Annotated in this window: 17 protein-coding genes; 14 read left to right on the top strand and 3 right to left on the bottom strand. The window is 75.2% G+C overall.

The genetic code is table 11. The annotated features are described in order from the left end of the window. Positions 1 to 9: 9 nt before the first annotated feature. The 6 genes from F1C15_RS15340 to F1C15_RS15315 all read left to right on the top strand — a co-directional run bounded on the left by F1C15_RS15340 (position 10) and on the right by F1C15_RS15315 (position 6084). Positions 10 to 417, top strand: coding sequence for a hypothetical protein (locus F1C15_RS15340; protein WP_185232223.1), 408 nt, complete (start codon positions 10 to 12; stop codon positions 415 to 417). A 153-nt stretch (positions 418 to 570) separates the two neighbouring features. Further along, complete coding sequence (locus F1C15_RS15335; protein WP_185232221.1) at positions 571 to 2493, top strand: YgcG family protein; 1923 nt, start codon at positions 571 to 573, stop codon at positions 2491 to 2493. 100 nt (positions 2494 to 2593) lie between these two features. Next, complete coding sequence (locus F1C15_RS15330) at positions 2594 to 3316, top strand: PspA/IM30 family protein (RefSeq protein ID WP_056053889.1); 723 nt, start codon at positions 2594 to 2596, stop codon at positions 3314 to 3316. A gap of 10 nt (positions 3317 to 3326) precedes the next feature. After that, positions 3327 to 4460, top strand: a complete 1134-nt coding sequence (locus F1C15_RS15325) for an acyltransferase (RefSeq protein WP_185232219.1) — start codon at positions 3327 to 3329, stop codon at positions 4458 to 4460. A gap of 5 nt (positions 4461 to 4465) precedes the next feature. Next, complete coding sequence (locus tag F1C15_RS15320; RefSeq protein WP_370543602.1) at positions 4466 to 5290, top strand: arginase family protein; 825 nt, start codon at positions 4466 to 4468, stop codon at positions 5288 to 5290. Further along, positions 5287 to 6084 carry a crotonase/enoyl-CoA hydratase family protein gene (locus F1C15_RS15315; RefSeq protein ID WP_185232217.1) on the top strand — a complete coding sequence of 266 codons (798 nt, stop codon included), beginning with the start codon at positions 5287 to 5289 and terminating at the stop codon, positions 6082 to 6084. Before F1C15_RS15320 ends, F1C15_RS15315 begins: the two co-directional genes overlap by 4 nt. A 133-nt stretch (positions 6085 to 6217) precedes the next feature. Here F1C15_RS15315 and F1C15_RS15310 read toward each other — a convergent pair whose 3' ends face one another. After that, positions 6218 to 6388 carry a CsbD family protein gene (locus F1C15_RS15310; protein ID WP_167258932.1) on the bottom strand — a complete coding sequence of 57 codons (171 nt, stop codon included), beginning with the start codon at positions 6386 to 6388 and terminating at the stop codon, positions 6218 to 6220. Positions 6389 to 6558: 170 nt separating this feature from the next. Here F1C15_RS15310 and F1C15_RS15305 point away from each other — a divergent pair, with 170 nt between their 5' ends. From F1C15_RS15305 to F1C15_RS15295, 3 genes are read left to right on the top strand one after another with little or no spacing between them, the layout of a single operon-like run. Then, entirely contained in the window at positions 6559 to 7959 is a 1401-nt protein-coding gene (locus F1C15_RS15305; protein ID WP_185232215.1) for an NAD(P)/FAD-dependent oxidoreductase, read from the top strand. Next, on the top strand, positions 7956 to 8312 hold the full coding sequence (locus F1C15_RS15300; protein ID WP_255465346.1) for a Fe-S oxidoreductase: 357 nt from the start codon (positions 7956 to 7958) through the stop codon (positions 8310 to 8312). Before F1C15_RS15305 ends, F1C15_RS15300 begins: the two co-directional genes overlap by 4 nt. Next, positions 8309 to 9130 (top strand): SDR family NAD(P)-dependent oxidoreductase, encoded by an 822-nt coding sequence (locus tag F1C15_RS15295; RefSeq protein WP_185232213.1) that lies wholly within the window; start codon positions 8309 to 8311, stop codon positions 9128 to 9130. The genes F1C15_RS15300 and F1C15_RS15295 overlap by 4 nt, the downstream gene beginning before the upstream one ends. A 25-nt stretch (positions 9131 to 9155) precedes the next feature. Here F1C15_RS15295 and F1C15_RS15290 read toward each other — a convergent pair whose 3' ends face one another. Beyond that, a complete protein-coding gene (locus F1C15_RS15290) occupies positions 9156 to 10112 on the bottom strand; it encodes a siderophore-interacting protein (protein WP_185232211.1) in 957 nt (318 codons plus the stop codon). A gap of 1 nt (position 10113) precedes the next feature. Then, complete coding sequence (locus F1C15_RS15285; protein WP_056053871.1) at positions 10114 to 10548, bottom strand: siderophore-interacting protein; 435 nt, start codon at positions 10546 to 10548, stop codon at positions 10114 to 10116. A 267-nt stretch (positions 10549 to 10815) separates the two neighbouring features. Here F1C15_RS15285 and F1C15_RS15280 point away from each other — a divergent pair, with 267 nt between their 5' ends. The 5 genes from F1C15_RS15280 (at position 10816) to F1C15_RS15260 (ending at position 15872) form a co-directional block, all read left to right on the top strand. Further along, a complete protein-coding gene (locus tag F1C15_RS15280) occupies positions 10816 to 12339 on the top strand; it encodes an ABC transporter substrate-binding protein (protein ID WP_056053856.1) in 1524 nt (507 codons plus the stop codon). Beyond that, positions 12336 to 13289, top strand: a complete 954-nt coding sequence (locus F1C15_RS15275) for an ABC transporter permease (RefSeq protein ID WP_185232209.1) — start codon at positions 12336 to 12338, stop codon at positions 13287 to 13289. The genes F1C15_RS15280 and F1C15_RS15275 overlap by 4 nt, the downstream gene beginning before the upstream one ends. Continuing rightward, complete coding sequence (locus tag F1C15_RS15270; protein WP_185232207.1) at positions 13286 to 14227, top strand: ABC transporter permease; 942 nt, start codon at positions 13286 to 13288, stop codon at positions 14225 to 14227. The genes F1C15_RS15275 and F1C15_RS15270 overlap by 4 nt, the downstream gene beginning before the upstream one ends. Continuing rightward, on the top strand, positions 14224 to 15003 hold the full coding sequence (locus F1C15_RS15265; protein WP_185232205.1) for an ABC transporter ATP-binding protein: 780 nt from the start codon (positions 14224 to 14226) through the stop codon (positions 15001 to 15003). The genes F1C15_RS15270 and F1C15_RS15265 overlap by 4 nt, the downstream gene beginning before the upstream one ends. A 131-nt stretch (positions 15004 to 15134) precedes the next feature. After that, positions 15135 to 15872 carry an ABC transporter ATP-binding protein gene (locus F1C15_RS15260; protein ID WP_185234435.1) on the top strand — a complete coding sequence of 246 codons (738 nt, stop codon included), beginning with the start codon at positions 15135 to 15137 and terminating at the stop codon, positions 15870 to 15872. Positions 15873 to 15985 lie beyond the last annotated feature (113 nt).

The following is a 15985-nucleotide window of genomic DNA, read 5'->3' as shown; positions in this document are numbered from 1 at the left end:
CATCGCAGGGTGTCCGACGCCCTCACCGTGATCTCCCCCGTCGTGGAGCTCTTCGGCTGGTTCGGCTTCGTCGTCGGCGTGCCCTTCCTCCTCCTGGGCGCACACGCCCGGCACCGCGCCGCCCGCTACGAGGAGACGGTCGCCGTCGTCATCCCGCCGCCGGCCTGGGCCCGCGCCGCCGTCGCCCGGTGGATGGACTCCTCCGGCGAGCTGCACGAGACCCAGTTCGGCGACCACCCCCTCGAGACCCCGGTCGAGACCGAGATCACCGTGCACTACGACCCCGACCGCCCGTCCCGGCCGCGCACCGACGCGCCGCACGACGACGGCCGGGCCCTGCGCGCGGTGGGGCGTGTGCTGGTCGGCGTCGGCGCCGCCTGCGCCGTCGCCTCCGTCGCGCTCCTCTTCGTCGAGTAGTCCGTCGCCGTCGACCGCTCGATCCGGGGACGGCCGGGCCCCCGCCGACCCGGCGTCGATAGACTCCGCGGAACGACCGAGGGGAGCAGTGTGCGCGTCAGTGAACGAAGCCGTCGGGGGGCAGGTGTCGGGGCCGTTCTGGCCGCGGCCGCCGTGGTTCTGGGGTCGGCCGTGGTCGGCGTCGGTGCCGACCGGGCCCACGCCGAGCCGCCCGTCTCGCTGTCGGGGGCGTACGTGCTCGACCAGGCCGACGTGCTGTCGGCCGCCGACGAGCAGCGGGTCGAGGAGAGCCTCGACGCCCTCTCCGCCGACTCCGGCGTCGACCTCTTCGTCGTCTACGTCGACTCCTTCTCCTCCCCCGCCGACCGCGCCGCGTGGGGCAGCGCCACGGCCTCGCTGAACCAGCTCGGCCCCGACGACGTCCTCCTCTCGGTCGCGGTGGGCGACCGGGTCTACGACCTCTCCACCGACTCCACCGGCCCGGTCTCCGACGCCGAGCGCGAGCGGCTGCAGGCCGACGTCGTCGAGCCCCGCCTCCGCGACGACGACTGGGCGGGCGCGGCGGTCGCCCTCGCGGACGGCATCCGTGACGACCAGGCGGGCCCCGACATGTCGTGGCTGCTCGGCGTCGTGCTCGTGGTCGTCGTCCTCGCGATCGTCGTGGGCGTCGCGGTGGTGGTGCTGCGCACCCGTCGTCGCCGGAAGGCGGAGGACGCCGCGGCGGCCCGCCAGGCCGAGCTCGAGCGGGAGGCCGCCGGCATGCTCGTGACCCTCGACGACGAGATCACCGCCGGCCAGCAGGAGGTCGGGTTCGCCGCGGCCCAGTTCGGCGACGACGCCGCCCGGCCCTTCGTCGAGGCCCTCCACAGGGCCCGTGACCAGGCCCGCGAGGCCTTCGAGCTGCAGCAGAGGCTCGACGACGCCGTGCCCGACTCCGCCGAGCAGCGACGCGAGTGGACCGAGCGCATCGTCGAGCTCTGCCGAGCCGCCGACGCCGCCCTGGAGGAGCAGTCGCGGGCCTTCGACGAGCGCCGTGCCGCCGAGGAGCGGGTGCCTGCCGACGTGGCCGCCCTGTCCGCCGAGCTGGAGTCGCGCGTCGCCCGGGTCGCCAAGGCCCGCGAGGTGCTCGCCCGTCTCGCGACCGCGTACTCGCCCCGCGCGGTCGCCGGCGTCGCCGAGAACGCCGACCAGGCCGACCGGCTCGTCGAGTTCGCCCGGGAGACGACCGACGCGGCGCGGGAGGACCTCGCGGCCTCCCGTCCCGGCGAGGCCGTCGCCGGTGTCCGCGCCGTCCGCCAGGCGTTCGGGCAGGTCGACCAGCTGCTCTCCTCCGTCGACCACGCCGGCGAACAGCTGCGCACCGCCGCCACGACGATCGCCGCCCTCGCCGCCGACCTGCGGGCCGACGTCGCGACGGCCGAGGCGCTGCCCCCGGGGAGCGCCCCGGACGGCGTGGACGTCGCCGGCTCCGTGGCCGCCGCGCGCGCCGCCGTCGCCCTCACCGGCACGACCACCGACGATCCCCTGGCGGTGCTCGCCGACCTGGGGGCCGCGAACGCCCGCATCGACGCCGTCTTGGCGGCGGTGCGCGAGCAGGGCGAGAAGGACCGCCGGGCGCAGGCGGCCCTCGACCAGGCGCTGCGCACGGCCCGCGACCAGATCAGCTCCGCCCGCGACTTCATCCAGACCCGGCGCGGCGGCATCGGCACCCGCCCGCGCACCCGCCTCTCCGAGGCCGAGCGGCACCTCGCCGCGGCGGTCTCCCTCGCGGTGCGCGACCGCGACGCGGCCCTGGTGGAGGCGCACGACGCGGCGCAGCTCGCCGCGGCGGCCGCCAGCGAGGCCGCGGCCGAGGTGCAGCAGTACCAGCAGGTCGGCCTCGGCGGCGGCTACGGCGGTCGGGGCCGGGGCGGCGCCGACCTCGGCGGCATCGTCACGGGCCTCGTCATCGGCGGCCTCCTCAACGGCGGGGGCGGCGGCTTCGGCGGCGGGGGCGGCTTCGGCAGCGGAGGAGGCGGCGGCGGCTTCGGCGGCGGCGGCGGCGGAGGCCGCAGCTCCGGGGGCGGCCGGTTCTGACCGGCGCGCGCCTCCCGCACCCGCCGACCCGCGACTCCCCCCGGCCCCGGCCGGCACCAGACCCACCCACCCCCACGACCCCCACCGGAAGGACCACCCCATGACGAAGCAGTCGATCTTCGGGCGCATCGCCCAGCTGACCCGCGCCAACATCAACGCCCTCCTCGACCAGGCCGAGGACCCGCAGAAGATGCTCGACCAGATGGTGCGCGACTTCACCGAGAGCATCCGCGAGGCCGAGGCCGCCGTCGCGCAGACCATCGGCGACCTGCGCCTGCTCGAGCAGGACCACGCCGAGGACGTCGCCGCGGCCGCCGACTGGGAGCGCAAGGCCGTCGCCGCCAGCACGAAGGCCGACCAGCTGCGCAGCTCGGGGTCGACGGCGGACGCCGACAAGTTCGACGCCCTGGCCAAGGTGGCCCTCGGCCGCCAGATCGCCTCCGAGAAGGAGGCGCGCGACGCCGAGCCCACGATCGCCTCGCAGACCGAGGTCGTCGACAAGCTCAAGGCCGGCCTGACCTCGATGCGGGCGAAGCTCGAGCAGCTGAACTCGAAGCGCAACGAGCTCGTCGCGCGCTCGCGCACCGCCGCCGCCCAGTCGAAGGTCGCCGACGCGATCGGCAGCATCGACGTGCTCGACCCCACCAGCGAGATCAGCCGCTTCGAGGACAAGATCCGTCGCGAGGAGGCGCGGGTGCTGGGCCAGCAGGAGCTCGCCGCCTCGAGCCTGGACGCCCAGTTCGAGAGCCTCGACGACCTCGACCAGCAGACCGAGGTGGAGGCGCGCCTCGCCGCCCTGAAGCTCGGCGCCCTCGACAAGTGAGCACGACCCAGTGACCACCGCGCCCGGCTCCCCCTGGCCCTCCCCGCCCGTCGTCGAGCCCCGCTCGGACGGCACGGGGCCCCGTGCCGCCCGGGGAGCCGGGCGCTCCCGCGTGGTCGGCGTCGACGTCGCCCGCGGGCTCGCCGTGCTCGGCATGTTCGCGGCCCACATGTGGCCGCGCGTCGACCTCGACGAACGGCTCTTCGACGGTCGCTCGGCCATCCTCTTCGCCACGCTGGCGGGCGTGTCGCTCGGGCTGATGTCGGGCGGCGCCGCGCCCACGCCCCGGGGCCGACGGGCCCGCGTCGTCGGGTCGATCGCGATCCGGGCCGGCGTCCTCATCGCCCTCGGGCTGCTGCTGCAGGCCTGGAACGGCTACGTGCTGGTGATCCTCCCCTACTACGGCGTGATGTTCCTCCTCCTGCTCGTCGTGCTCTTCGCCCCGCCCGGGGTGCTGCTCGTGATCGCCGCGGTCGTGGCGGTCGGCGCGCCCGCCCTCGCGACGCTCGTGCCCCAGGACGCCTACGGCGACTCCAGCCTCCCCGGGGCCGCGGGCGTGGCCACCGACGCCCTGCTCGTCGGGGCCTACCCCGCCCTCGTCTGGCTGCCCTTCCTGCTCGTCGGCCTCGTCGCCGCCCGGAGCGACCTCCGGCGCCGCGGCACGCAGCTCGTCATGCTCGGGGCCGGCACGGTCGCGGCGTTCGTCGGCTACACCGTGCGGTACCTGCCCGGGGCAGCCGCGGTGCCGGCGTTCGACCCCGCCGACCACGAGGGCATGCCCGCCGAGATCGTCGGCAGCGGCGGCGTCGCGATCGCGGTCGTCGGGCTGCTGCTGCTGCTCACCAGCCCCGACCGGGCCTGGGGCCGTGGCGTGGCCACGGCGCTCCGACCCCTGTCGGCCACGGGGGCCCAGCCGCTCACGGTCTACTCCGCGCACCTGCTGCTCACGGCGCCGCTCTTCTTCGCGTACCGCACCGAGGGCGGGTCGTACGGGCTGCCCCTCTGGCAGCTCGCGGTGGCGGTCGTGGCCACGCTGACGTACGCCGTGCTCTGGCAGCGCTTCGTCGGCCGGGGCCCCCTCGAACGCGCCGTCGGCCGGCTCAGCTCGCCCTGGTCGCGCGGGCCGCGCGCTGTGACAGACTGACGCCCGTGAGGTTCGTCGTGGTCCCCCAGTGGCAGGGCTCGCCGTCGTCGCGGGCCATGAGGCTCGCCGACGGCGCCTACGCCGTGCTGGCCGACCTCCCCCCGAGCGCCACCGCCCTCGTCGAGGTGCCCGTGGGCGCCGGCGACTCACTGGGCACGGGTGTGCACCGGCTGTCGTCCGTGCTCGCCGCCGCCGAGGCCGTCGCCGACGAGCTGCGGAGCGACGACTCCCCCGCCCTGGTGGTCGGCGGCGACTGCGGCGTCGAGCTGGCGGCCGTCCGGCACGCCGTCACCCCGCAGACGGCCGTCGTGTGGTTCGACGCCCACCCCGACCTGCACAGCCCGCGCAGCAGCGAGAGCGGGGCCTTCAGCGGCATGGTGCTCCGCACGCTGATCGACGGCGGCGACGACTTCCCGACCTTCTCCTCGGGGCCCGCTCCGGAGGCTGTCGACGCGGGGCGCGTCGTCCTCGCCGGCGTCCGCTCCATCGACGACGCCGAGGACGTCCACCTCGAGAGCCGCCGCATCCGCTCGGTGTCGTCGCTCGACCTCTCCCCGCAGGACGTCGTGGACGCCGTCGCCGAGACGGGCGCCACGGAGGTCTACCTCCACGTCGACCTCGACGTGCTCGACCCCTCGGCCCTCACCGGGCTGCTCGACCCCCAGCCGTTCGGCCTCGAGCCGAGCGTGCTCATCGAGACGCTGACCGCGCTGAAGCAGCGCTTCACCCTCGTCGGCGCGGGCCTCTGCGGCTTCGCGCCGGTCGACGCCACGCACGCGTCGGACGACATGGGCACCATCCTCCGCGTCGTCGGAGCGCTGTCGCGATGAGCGACGGGGGCGAGCGGCCGCGGGTCAGCGTCGTCCGCGACGGCCACGTGCTGCTGATCGGCCTCGACCGCCCCGAGAAGCGCAACGCCGCCGACCTGCGCCTGCTCCGCGAGCTGAGCCTGGCCTACGGCCTGCTCGACCGCGACCCCGAGCTGAGGGTCGGACTGCTGCACGCCCACGGCGACCACTTCACGGCGGGGCTCGACCTCGCCGACGTGGCCCCCGCCGTCGGCCCCGACGGCCTCGACGTCGTGCCCGAGGGCGGCCTGCACCCCTGGCAGGTGGAGGGACGCCAGCTGTCGAAGCCGGTCGTCGCGGTCGTGCAGGGCACCTGCCTGACGCTCGGCGTCGAGCTGGCCCTCGCGAGCGACGTCGTCGTCGCCGCGGACGACGCGCGCTTCGGGCAGATCGAGGTGAGCCGGGCGATCCTGCCCTTCGGCGGCGCCACCGTCCGGCTGCCCCGCCGCGTCGGCTGGGGCGACGCGATGCGCTGGATGCTCACCGGCGACCTCCTCGACGCCGCCGAGGCGCTCCGCATCGGTCTCGTGCAGGAGGTGCTCCCGCGCGCGGAGGCGCTCGGCCGGGGGCTCGAGCTCGCCCGGCGGATCGCCGCGCAGGCACCGCTCGCCGTGCAGGCGACGCTCGCGAACGCCCGGCTCGCCGTCCGCGAGGGCGACCGCGCGGCGGAGTCGCAGCTGCAGCCGGAGCTCGTGCGCCTGATGCGGACGGACGACGCCCGGATCGGTCACGAGGCGTTCCTGGCCCGCACGGACGCGGAGTTCACCGGCCGCTGACTCCCCCCTCGGGAGCCTTCTCGCGGGCACGACGGCCGACGGCCGCGTCAGCCCCGACGCGGCCGGGACCCCGGGAACGTCGAGGGCCCGCCTCCCCGAGGGGGAAGCGGGCCCGAGAACGAGGCGGATCGGCCTACTTGAAGACGTCCTTGACGTCCTCGCCGACCTTCTTGGCGGAGGCGCTGGTCTGGTCCTTCTGACCCTCGGCCTTGAGGCTCTCGTCGCCCTTGTGGTCTCCGAGAGCTTCCTTGGCCTTGCCGGCGATGTCCTGAGCGGCGTTCTTGATCTTGTCGTCGAGTCCCATGGTGACCTCCTCAATGAGCGCTGTCTGCGCGATGGGTCAGAAAGTACGCGTCCCGGGACGGCTGTACCCGCGCCTCCCACCTCCTCCTCAGGAACCACTCACGGAACGGACATGTCCGCGACGCGCGTCGGCTGGGTGACCACCCGGGGGCCCGGGACTAGGTTCTCCCCATGACGACTTATGACCTCATCGTGATCGGCGCCGGCGCTGTCGGCGAGAACGTGGCGGACTACGCGACCCGGAGCGGCTTGAAGGTCGCCCTCGTCGAGGCGGAGCTCGTCGGCGGCGAGTGCTCCTACTGGGCCTGCATGCCCTCGAAGGCGCTGCTGCGCTCCACCGCCGTCCTCCGGGCCGCGCGGGCCGTCGACGGGGCCGCCCAGGCCGTCACGGGAGAGGTCGACGTCGCCGCGGTGCTGCGCCGCCGCGACTCCTTCACCTCGAACTGGGACGACTCGAGCCAGGCCGAGTGGGTCGAGGGCGCCGGCATCGACCTGATCCGCGGCCACGCGACCATCACGGGCGTCAAGGAGGTCACCGTCGGCGACACCGTGTACACGGCACGCCACGCGGTCGCCGCCGTCACCGGTTCGTCCGCCCTCCTCCCGGACGTGCCGGGGCTGGCCGATGCCCGCCCCTGGACGAGCCGCGAGGCCACGAGCGCGAAGAGCGTCCCGCAGAGCCTCGTCGTCGTCGGAGGCGGCGTCGTCGCGGCCGAGATGGCCACGGCCTACCAGCAGCTCGGCTCCACGGTCACCCTCGTCGCGCGCAGCGGCCTGCTCGGCGGGCAGGAGCCGTTCGCCGGCGAGCTCGTCGGGAAGAGCCTCCGGGCGATGGGCGTCGACGTGCGCGAGGGCACCTCGCCCGTGCAGGTCAGCCGCACCGAGCACGACACCGTCGAGGTCACGCTCGACGACGGCTCCGTCGTCATCGCCGACGAGATCCTCGTCGCGACCGGGCGCGTTCCCCGCACCTCCGACCTGGGCCTCGAGTCCGTCGGGGTCGAGGCCGGCACGTGGCTCGACGTCGACGACACCCTGCTCGTCAAGGGCACCGACTGGCTCTACGGCGTCGGCGACGTCAACGGCCGGGCGCTGCTCACCCACCAGGGCAAGTACCAGGCCCGCGCCGCCGGCGAGGTGATCGCCGCCCGCGCCCTCGGCCGCGAGCTGGCGACCGAGCCCTGGGGCGCGCACGTGGCCACGGCCGACGACGCCGCCGTGCCGCAGGTCACGTTCACCGACCCCGAGGTCGCGAGCGTCGGCCTCACCGCCGACGCGGCGCAGAAGCGCGGCCTCGACGTGCGCGTCGTCGACTACGACCTCGCCGCCGTCGCGGGCTCGGCGATCCACTCCGACTCGTACGAGGGCCAGGCCCGCATCGTCGTCGACGAGGCCCGGAAGGTCATCGTCGGGGCGACCTTCGTCGGCCCCGACGTGAGCGACCTGCTGCACGCCGCCACGGTCGCCGTCGTCGGCGAGGTGCCGATCGACCGCCTCTGGCACGCCGTGCCGTCGTACCCGACGGTCAGCGAGATCTGGCTGCGCCTGCTCGACGCCTACGGTCGTCCGTGATCAACCCCCTCGTCGACTCGCCGATCTCGCGGGCGGGCTGCGCCTGGGCGACCGCGGTCGGCCTCGCCGTCGGCGTGCCGCTCAGCGTCGGCAAGGTCCGAGTCGTGGGCGACCTCATCGTCTGCCGCGGCCTGCCCCGCTGGGCGTTCAAGCGCGGCGGCACCTGCGTCGGCCGCGTGTACCTGACCCGCGACAACGACGGGCCCGCCGTGCTGCGGCACGAGGCGCGGCACGTCGCGCAGTGGAAGAAGTACGGCATGCTGATGCCGTTCCTGTACGCCCTGGCCGGCAGCGACCCGCTGACGAACAGGTTCGAGATCGAGGCCGGCCTCGAGGAAGGCGGTTACCGATGACCCGCACCGTGATCATCACCGGAGCCAGCTCCGGGATCGGCAAGGAGGCGGCGATCGCCCTGGCGAGCGGAGGGGCCGACGTGGCCGTGGTCGGTCGCAACGCTGAGCGCACCCAGGCCGTCGCCGACCAGGTCGGCGGCACGGCCTTCCTGGCGGACTTCGACCGGCTGGACGACGTCCGCTCGCTGGCCGACCGCCTCCTCGACCGCTACCCGACGATCGACGTCCTCGCGAACAACGCGGGCGGCCTGGTGAGCGACCACGAGCTGACGAGCGACGGCCACGAACGCATCCTCCAGTCGAACCACCTCGCGCCCTTCCTGCTGACCCGGCTCCTGCTGCCGCGGCTGCAGGAGAGCGGCGGCCGGGTCGTGTCGACCGCCAGCGTCGCGAACCTGTTCGGCCACGTGCGCCTCGACGACCTGAACTGGACGAAGCGCCCCTGGCTCGGCGGCTGGCGCCAGTACGGCACGAGCAAGATCGAGACCATCCTCTTCGTGCGGGAGCTCGCCCGCCGCACCGGCCTCGAGGCGTTCTCGTTCCACCCGGGGATCGTCAAGACCGGCTTCGGCCAGACGTCGCCGATGTGGCGCATGGCCAACGTGCTGAGCAACGGCAACTACGGCATCTCGGCGAAGGCCGGGGCCCTGCCGCTCATCCAGCTCGCCGGGCCGAGCACGATCGGCGTGCCGAGCGGCACGTACTTCGACCAGCTCAAGCCCGACGGCCTGCGCACGCGCCAGGCGAAGGACGACCTGCTGGCCGAGGCCCTGTGGGACCGCACGTCGGCGATCGTCGGACTGCCCTCCGAGGTCTGACCGGTCGCGGCGGGGCCGGGGGCTGCTAGCCCTCGGCCTTGCCCAGCCGCCAGTACCCCATGAACGCGACCTGGCGGCGGTCCACGCCGACCTCGCTGACGAGGAAGCGGCGGAGGGCCTTGATCGCCCCGGCCTCGCCGGCGAGCCAGGCGTAGAGGTCGCCGTCGAGCGACGCCCCGTGCGGGGCGTGGCCCTGAGGGACGTCCCAGAGCACGTCGTGCTCGATGTCGACCTCCTCGACGGGGACCCCGTGGTGGCGGGCGGTGACGTACCGGGCCGTCCAGCCGCGCACCGCCTCCACCAGGCGGCCGCCGTGGCCCTGGTGGGCGGCCGTGCCGGCGTGGCCCTCGCGGGGCAGCCAGTGCACGTCGACGCCGGCCGGCGCGACGAGGGGCAGCGCGTCGGCGGCCGTCGGCACCTCGACGAAGACGCAGCCGCGGGCGTCCGCCGGCAGCTGCTCGACGATGGAGCAGATGGCGGGGGCCGCGGTCTCGTCGCCCGCGATCATCACGGTGCGGGCCTCCCCCGGCGACCACTCGACGCCGCTGCCGTGCACGCCGCTCGTCGCGTCGGGGCCGACCAGCATCGCCTCGTCGCCGACGGCCACCGTGCTGAGCCAGGTGCCCGCCGGGCCGCCGTCGTCGTGCACGACGAAGTCGACGTCGACCTCGCGGGCCTCGGGGCGGACGGCCCGGGCCGTGTAGGTGCGGAAGGGGTTCTGCCGGTGGGCCGGCAGGGCGCGCCAGGCGCCCCACCAGTCGTCGACCGGGAAGTCGTCGAAGCCGGTGCCCGGCAGGGGCAACACGACCTTGATGCGCTGGTCGAGGCCGTCCGTGCCGAAGTCGGCCAGGTCGGGCGCCGTGAAGGTGAGGCGCGTGAACGACGGGCTGAGGCTCGTGACCGCGGCGACGCGGACCCGGTAGGGACGGTGCGCGGGGCGCGCGACGGGGGCGGCCGACGGGGCCGTGACGGCGAGGCTCACGTCAGAGCGTCGCGGCGGCGCCGTGGTCGGCCGCGTGCACGGCACGCAGGTCGTGGCGGAGGTCGTAGGCGAAGGAGGCGGGGCCCCCGATCCAGATGAGGTGCTCGCCGGCCGCGAGGTCGGCGGCGTCGACGTACATCTCGGCGAGCCAGGCGCGGACGGCCCGGTCGAGCGCCTCGCCGGGGGCGCAGGAGCGACCCGAGCCGGGGGCGCCGGAGCGGCGGTCACGGGCCAGCCAGGTCACGGTGACGCGGCCGGGCGATGCCAGCTCTTCCACCTCGGCGGCGGAGCCGACCTCGACGAACACCTGGCCACGGGCGCAGATCGGCAGGCTGGCGAGCATCTCGCGGAGGGCGGGGAGCGAGGAGGCGTCGCCGGCGAAGAGGACGCGGATCGCGTCGTGCGGCAGCGGCGGGTTCGGGTCGTCGAAGAACATGTCCCCCTCAATATAGGTGAGGCTCACCTAAGCCGCCACTCTCCGCGGACACCCGCGGCGGGTTCCCAGGGGTGTAGTAGATTCGCGGGAGCCCTCGGTCCAGCAGCGACCCGGGGGCAGAGGGGCGGCGCCCGTCCAGCAGCGACGGAGCGCCAGCCGAGATCCATCGTCCGGCAGCGACGGAGGACGTCCTGCACCCGGGGTGCGCAGGTCGCGACGAGCGACGGCGCGCCGATCCGCACCGCTCCGAAAGGCCACTCCTCCCCCATGCGCTCCCGCCGCCTCCTCGCCGCCGCCGCCTCCTCCGCCCTCGTCGTCGCCCTCGTGGCCGGCTGCACCTCGGGAGGCTCCGACGGCTCCGGCTCGCCCGACGCCGACGCCACCGTGACGGTCGGCCTCGTGCTCGAGCCGAGCGACCTCGACATCCGCCACACCGACGGCGTCGCGCTCGACCAGGTCCTGATCGACAACGTCTACCAGGGCCTCGTCGGCCGCACCGAGGAGAACGACGTCGTCGACGTGCTCGCCTCGGAGCACACGATCAGCGACGACGGCCTCACGTACACGTTCACCCTGCACGACGGCGTGGCCTTCCACGACGGCGCGGCCATGACCGCGTCCGACGTGGTCTGGTCGCTCGAGCAGGTGCGCACCGACGAGACGCTCGCCGGGCACGCCGACCTGGCCGCCGTCTCGTCGATCTCCGCCCCCGCCGACGACACCGTCGTGCTCACGCTGTCGCGCCCCGACTCGGCGCTGCTCTTCGCCCTGACCGGCCGCGCGGGCCTCGTGCTCGAGCAGGCCGCCACGAACGACCCGTCGACCACCGCGAACGGCACGGGCCCCTACACGGTCGCCAGCTGGACGCAGGGCGACAACCTCCGCCTCGAGCGCGCCGACGGCTACTGGGGCACCCCGGCGAGCGTCGAGGCCGTCGTGTTCCGCTACGTGACCGACCCGTCGGCCGCGATCAACGCCACGCTCTCCGGCGACCTCGACGTGCAGACCGCCGTCGACGCCACCCTCTCGTCGCAGCTCGAGGGCGTCGACGGCGTCAGCCTCGAGCAGGGGAAGACGACCGACAAGTACACGCTCGCCTTCAACAACGCCGTCGAGCCCTTCACCGACGTGCGGGTGCGCAAGGCGATCCGGATGGCGATCGACAACGACGCGATCATCACCGCGGTCGGCGGCTCGGCCGTCGACCAGGGCGGGCCGATCCCCGAGCTCGACCCGGGCTACGCCGACCTGACGTCGGTCGACGCCTACGACCCCGAGGCGGCGGAGGCGCTCCTCGCCGAGGCCGGGCACGCCGACGGCCTCGACCTCACCCTCGAGTACGCGAACTTCTACCCGGCCGCGATCGGCGACGTGCTGACCACCCAGCTGGCCGCCGTCGGCATCACCCTGACGGTCGAGCAGGTCGACTTCACGACGTGGCTCGACGACGTCTACACGGCCCCCGCCGACGGCGGCCCGCGCGACTTCCAGCTGAGCATGGTCGACCACGCCGAGACGCACGACTTCGGCAACTGGGCCGACCCCGACTACTACTGGGGCTACGACAGCGCCCCGGTGCAGGCGCTCTGGGAGCAGTCGCTGGCCGCCACCGACCCGGCCGTCGCCGCGCAGGCCCTGAGCGACGCCGCGGCCATCGTGTCGGAGGACGCCCCGGCCGAGTGGCTCTACACCTCCACGACGCTGACGGCGATCCGCGACGGCGTCACCGGCTTCCCGACCACGTCGACCAGCACCCGCCTCGACCTCTCCGAGCTGGCCACGACCGAGTGACGAGGTTCCTGCTCGGCCGGGTCGCGCTCTTCGCGCTGGGCCTCGCCGTCGCCAGCGTGCTGATCTTCGTCACCCTGCGCCTCCTGCCCGGCGACGTGGCGCAGTCGATCGCGGGCACGACCGGCAGCCCCGCGCAGGTGGCCGCGATCCGCGCCTCCCTCGGCCTCGACCAGCCCTTCGTCGTCCAGTACCTCGACTGGGCCGGCGGCCTGCTGCGCCTCGACCTCGGGGAGTCGCTCGTGACGGGCACCCCGGTCGCTGACGAGGTCGCTGAGAAGCTGGGCGTGACCCTGCCCCTCGCGGGGATGTCGCTCGTCGTCGGGCTGGCCGTCGGCGTGCCCCTCGGGGTCGTGGCCGCGATCCGTCACCACCGCCCGTCGGGCACCGTGCTCGGCGTCGTCGCGCAGCTGCTCGCCGCGGTGCCGGTCGTCTGGGCCGGCATGCTGCTCATCGCGCTCTTCGGGGTCACCCTGAGGGTGCTGCCGACCCAGGGGTTCCCCGTCGACGGCTGGGAGGAGCCCGGCCGGGCCCTGCGCTCGCTCGTGCTGCCGGCCGTCACGATCGGCCTCGTCGAGGGCGCTGTGCTGTTCCGCTTCACCCGCTCCGCCGTCGTCGGCGCCCTCGACGAGGACTACGTGCGGGCCGCGGCCGCGAAGGGCATGACCACCACGCGGGCCCTGCTCCGCCACGGACTGCCGAACGTGCTGCTCAGCGTCGTCAGCGTGCTCGGCCTCCAGGTCGCGGGCCTGGTCGTCGGCGCGGTCGTCGTCGAGCAGCTCTTCTCCCTCCCCGGCCTCGGCCGCATGCTGGTGAGCGACGTGGGCCGGCGAGACCTCACCAAGGTGCAGGGCGAGCTGATGACCCTGACGGCCCTCGTGCTGCTCGTCGGGCTCGTCGTCGACGTCGTGCACCGCCGGCTCGACCCGCGCCTCCGGGAGCAGGAGGCGTGAGGCGGCGCAGCGCGCTCGGCGCCCTCCTCCGCCGCCCCGCCGGCGCCGCCGCGGCCGGCTGGCTCGCCCTGCTGCTCGTCGGCGCGCTGGTGAGCCGGGTCTGGACGCCGCTCGACCCCTTCACGACCGACCCGTACTCCGCCTGGCTGCCCCCGTCGGGCGCCCACCTCTTCGGCACCGACGGCGTCGGCCGCGACATCGCGAGCTACGTCCTCGCGGCGACCGGCACGACCGTCGTCGTCGCGGTCTCGGCCGGCGTGGTCGCGGTGCTCGTCGGCCTGGCCCTGGCGGCGCTCGGCTCGCTCACCGCCCGGCCCGTCCGCGAGGCGACGGCCGTGCTCATCGACGTGCTCGTCGCCTTCCCCACGATCCTCGTGGCGATGGCCCTCGCGGCGGCGTTCGGCGGCTCGCTCGCGGTCGTCGTCGTGGCGACCGGCGTGGGCTACGGGGTCACGATCGCGCGCGTGTCGCGCGCGGAGATCCGCCGCGTGGTCCGCGAGGACTACGTCGCGGCGGCCCGGGCCTCCGGCGCGGGCACCGCGGCCGTCCTCCGCCGCCACGTGCTGCCGAACATCGCCCCGGTGTTCGTCGTGCAGCTGTCGCTCGCCATGGCGACCAGCGTGCTCGCGGAGGCGGGGCTCTCCTTCCTCGGCTACGGCGCCTCGGCCGAGACCGCGTCGTGGGGGCGACTCCTCGCGGACCTCCAGAAGTTCCTCGGCGTGCACCCCTGGACGGTCGTCTGGCCGGGGCTCGCGATCACGCTCACCGTGCTCGCCCTCAACCTGCTCGGCGACGCCGTCCGCGACGCGGCCGACCCGCGCCTCCGCGACCGGCCCTCCGGCACGGGCCGTGCGAGCCGCTCAGGCGGCGTGGACCGCCCTCGCCCGTCCGACCCTGCCGACCCCGCCCGCTCCCCCGCCCCGGAGGTGACCTCGTGACGCTCGAGATCGACCACCTGACCGTGACCATCGGCGACCGGGCCGTCGTCGACGACCTCTCCCTCCGGCTCGACGACGGCGCGCGGCTCGGGCTGATCGGCGAGTCGGGGTCGGGCAAGTCGCTGACCACCCTCGCCGTGCTGGGCCTGCTGCCCCGCTCCGCGCGCGTGGCCGGCAGCGTGCGCCTCGACGGGCGCGAGCTGCTCGGCCTGCCCGAGCGCGAGCTGGCCCGCGTGCGCGGCGCCGTGGTCGGCACCGTCTTCCAGGACCCGCGCACGGCCCTCGACCCCGTCATGACGGTGGGGCGGCAGATCGCCGAGCCGCTCCGCCTGCACGGCACGGTGACCCGCCGCGAGGCCCGCCGCCGCGCCGTCGAGGCGGCCGCCGAGGTCGGGCTGCCCGAACCGGACCGCATCGTCGACAGGTACCCCCACCAGCTCTCCGGCGGCCAGCGGCAGCGGGTCGTCATCGCCACCGCGCTCATCACCCGGCCCGCCGTGCTGCTCGCCGACGAGCCGACGACCGCGCTCGACGTCACGACCCAGGCCGAGGTCCTGCGGCTCTTCCGCCGCCTGGTCGACGAGCGGGGGGCGTCGCTGCTCTTCGTGACCCACGACCTCGCCGTGCTGGCGCAGGTGGCCGAGGAGGCGGTGGTCCTGTCGCGAGGGCGCGCGGTCGAGAGCGGGCCGGTCACGCGCCTCCTGCACGCCCCCGAGCACCCCGTGACGCGCGGGCTCGTGGCCGCGACCCGCGCCACCACGTGGAGGGCGTCGTGACGGGGCCGACGGGCGCGGCGGGCAGCGCGGGCACGGCGGACGCCGCCGGGAGCACGGACGCCGCTCGCGGAGCGTCCGGGCCGACCGCGTCGCCCCTGCTCAGCGGCCGGGGCCTCACGCGCACCTTCCGGCTGCCGCGTCGGTCGCCGTTCCAGCCGGGCCCGGTACGGCACGCGCTCGTCGACGCCGACCTCGACGTGGGGCCGGGCGAGAGCGTGGCCCTGATCGGCGAGTCGGGCTCCGGCAAGTCGACGCTCGTGCGCCTCCTGCTGGCCCTCGACCGCCCGACGGACGGCACGGTCACCTTCGACGGGCGACCGGTCGAGCCCGGCCGCGCGGCGCAGCTGCGCTGGTTCCGGCGACAGACCGGCGTCGTGCTGCAGGACCCGTACAGCTCGCTCGACCCGCGGATGCGCGTCGGAGACACGGTGGCCGAGCCGCTGCGGCACCTGCACGTGGCGGGCGACCACCGCGCGCTCGTGGCCGAGGTGCTCGAGCGCGTCGGCCTCGACGCCGCCGACGCCGAGCGGTGGCCGCACGAGTTCAGCGGCGGTCAGCGCCAGCGCATCGCGCTCGCGCGGGCCGTCGTGCACCGCCCGCGGCTGCTGGTCGGCGACGAGCCGATGAGCGCCCTCGACGTGACCGTCCGCGCGCAGATCATCGAGCTGCTGCGCGAGCTGCGCGCCGACCTCGGCCTCAGCCTGCTGCTGGTCTCGCACGACATCGGCCTCGTGCAGCACCTCGCCGACCGGGTGGCCGTGCTGCGCGACGGGCGGGTCGTCGAGCAGGGCGCGACCGACGACGTGCTGCGGCGGCCGCAGCACGAGTACACCCGGTCGCTGATCGCGTCGGTGCCGACGATCGACTGAGCGGCGTCGGCGCGTGCTCGGCGGGCACGTGCTCGGCGGGCACGTGCTCGGCGGGCACGGCACGGCACAGCGCGATCGAGGTGACCCGACCTGGGCCCTCGACGTGCTCGAGG

This window comes from Frigoribacterium sp. NBH87 (assembly GCF_014217665.1).
Lineage (GTDB): Bacteria > Actinomycetota > Actinomycetes > Actinomycetales > Microbacteriaceae > Frigoribacterium > Frigoribacterium endophyticum.
The sequence above is the reverse complement of the archived record's forward strand: the minus strand, read 5'-3'. Positions and strand labels throughout refer to the sequence as shown.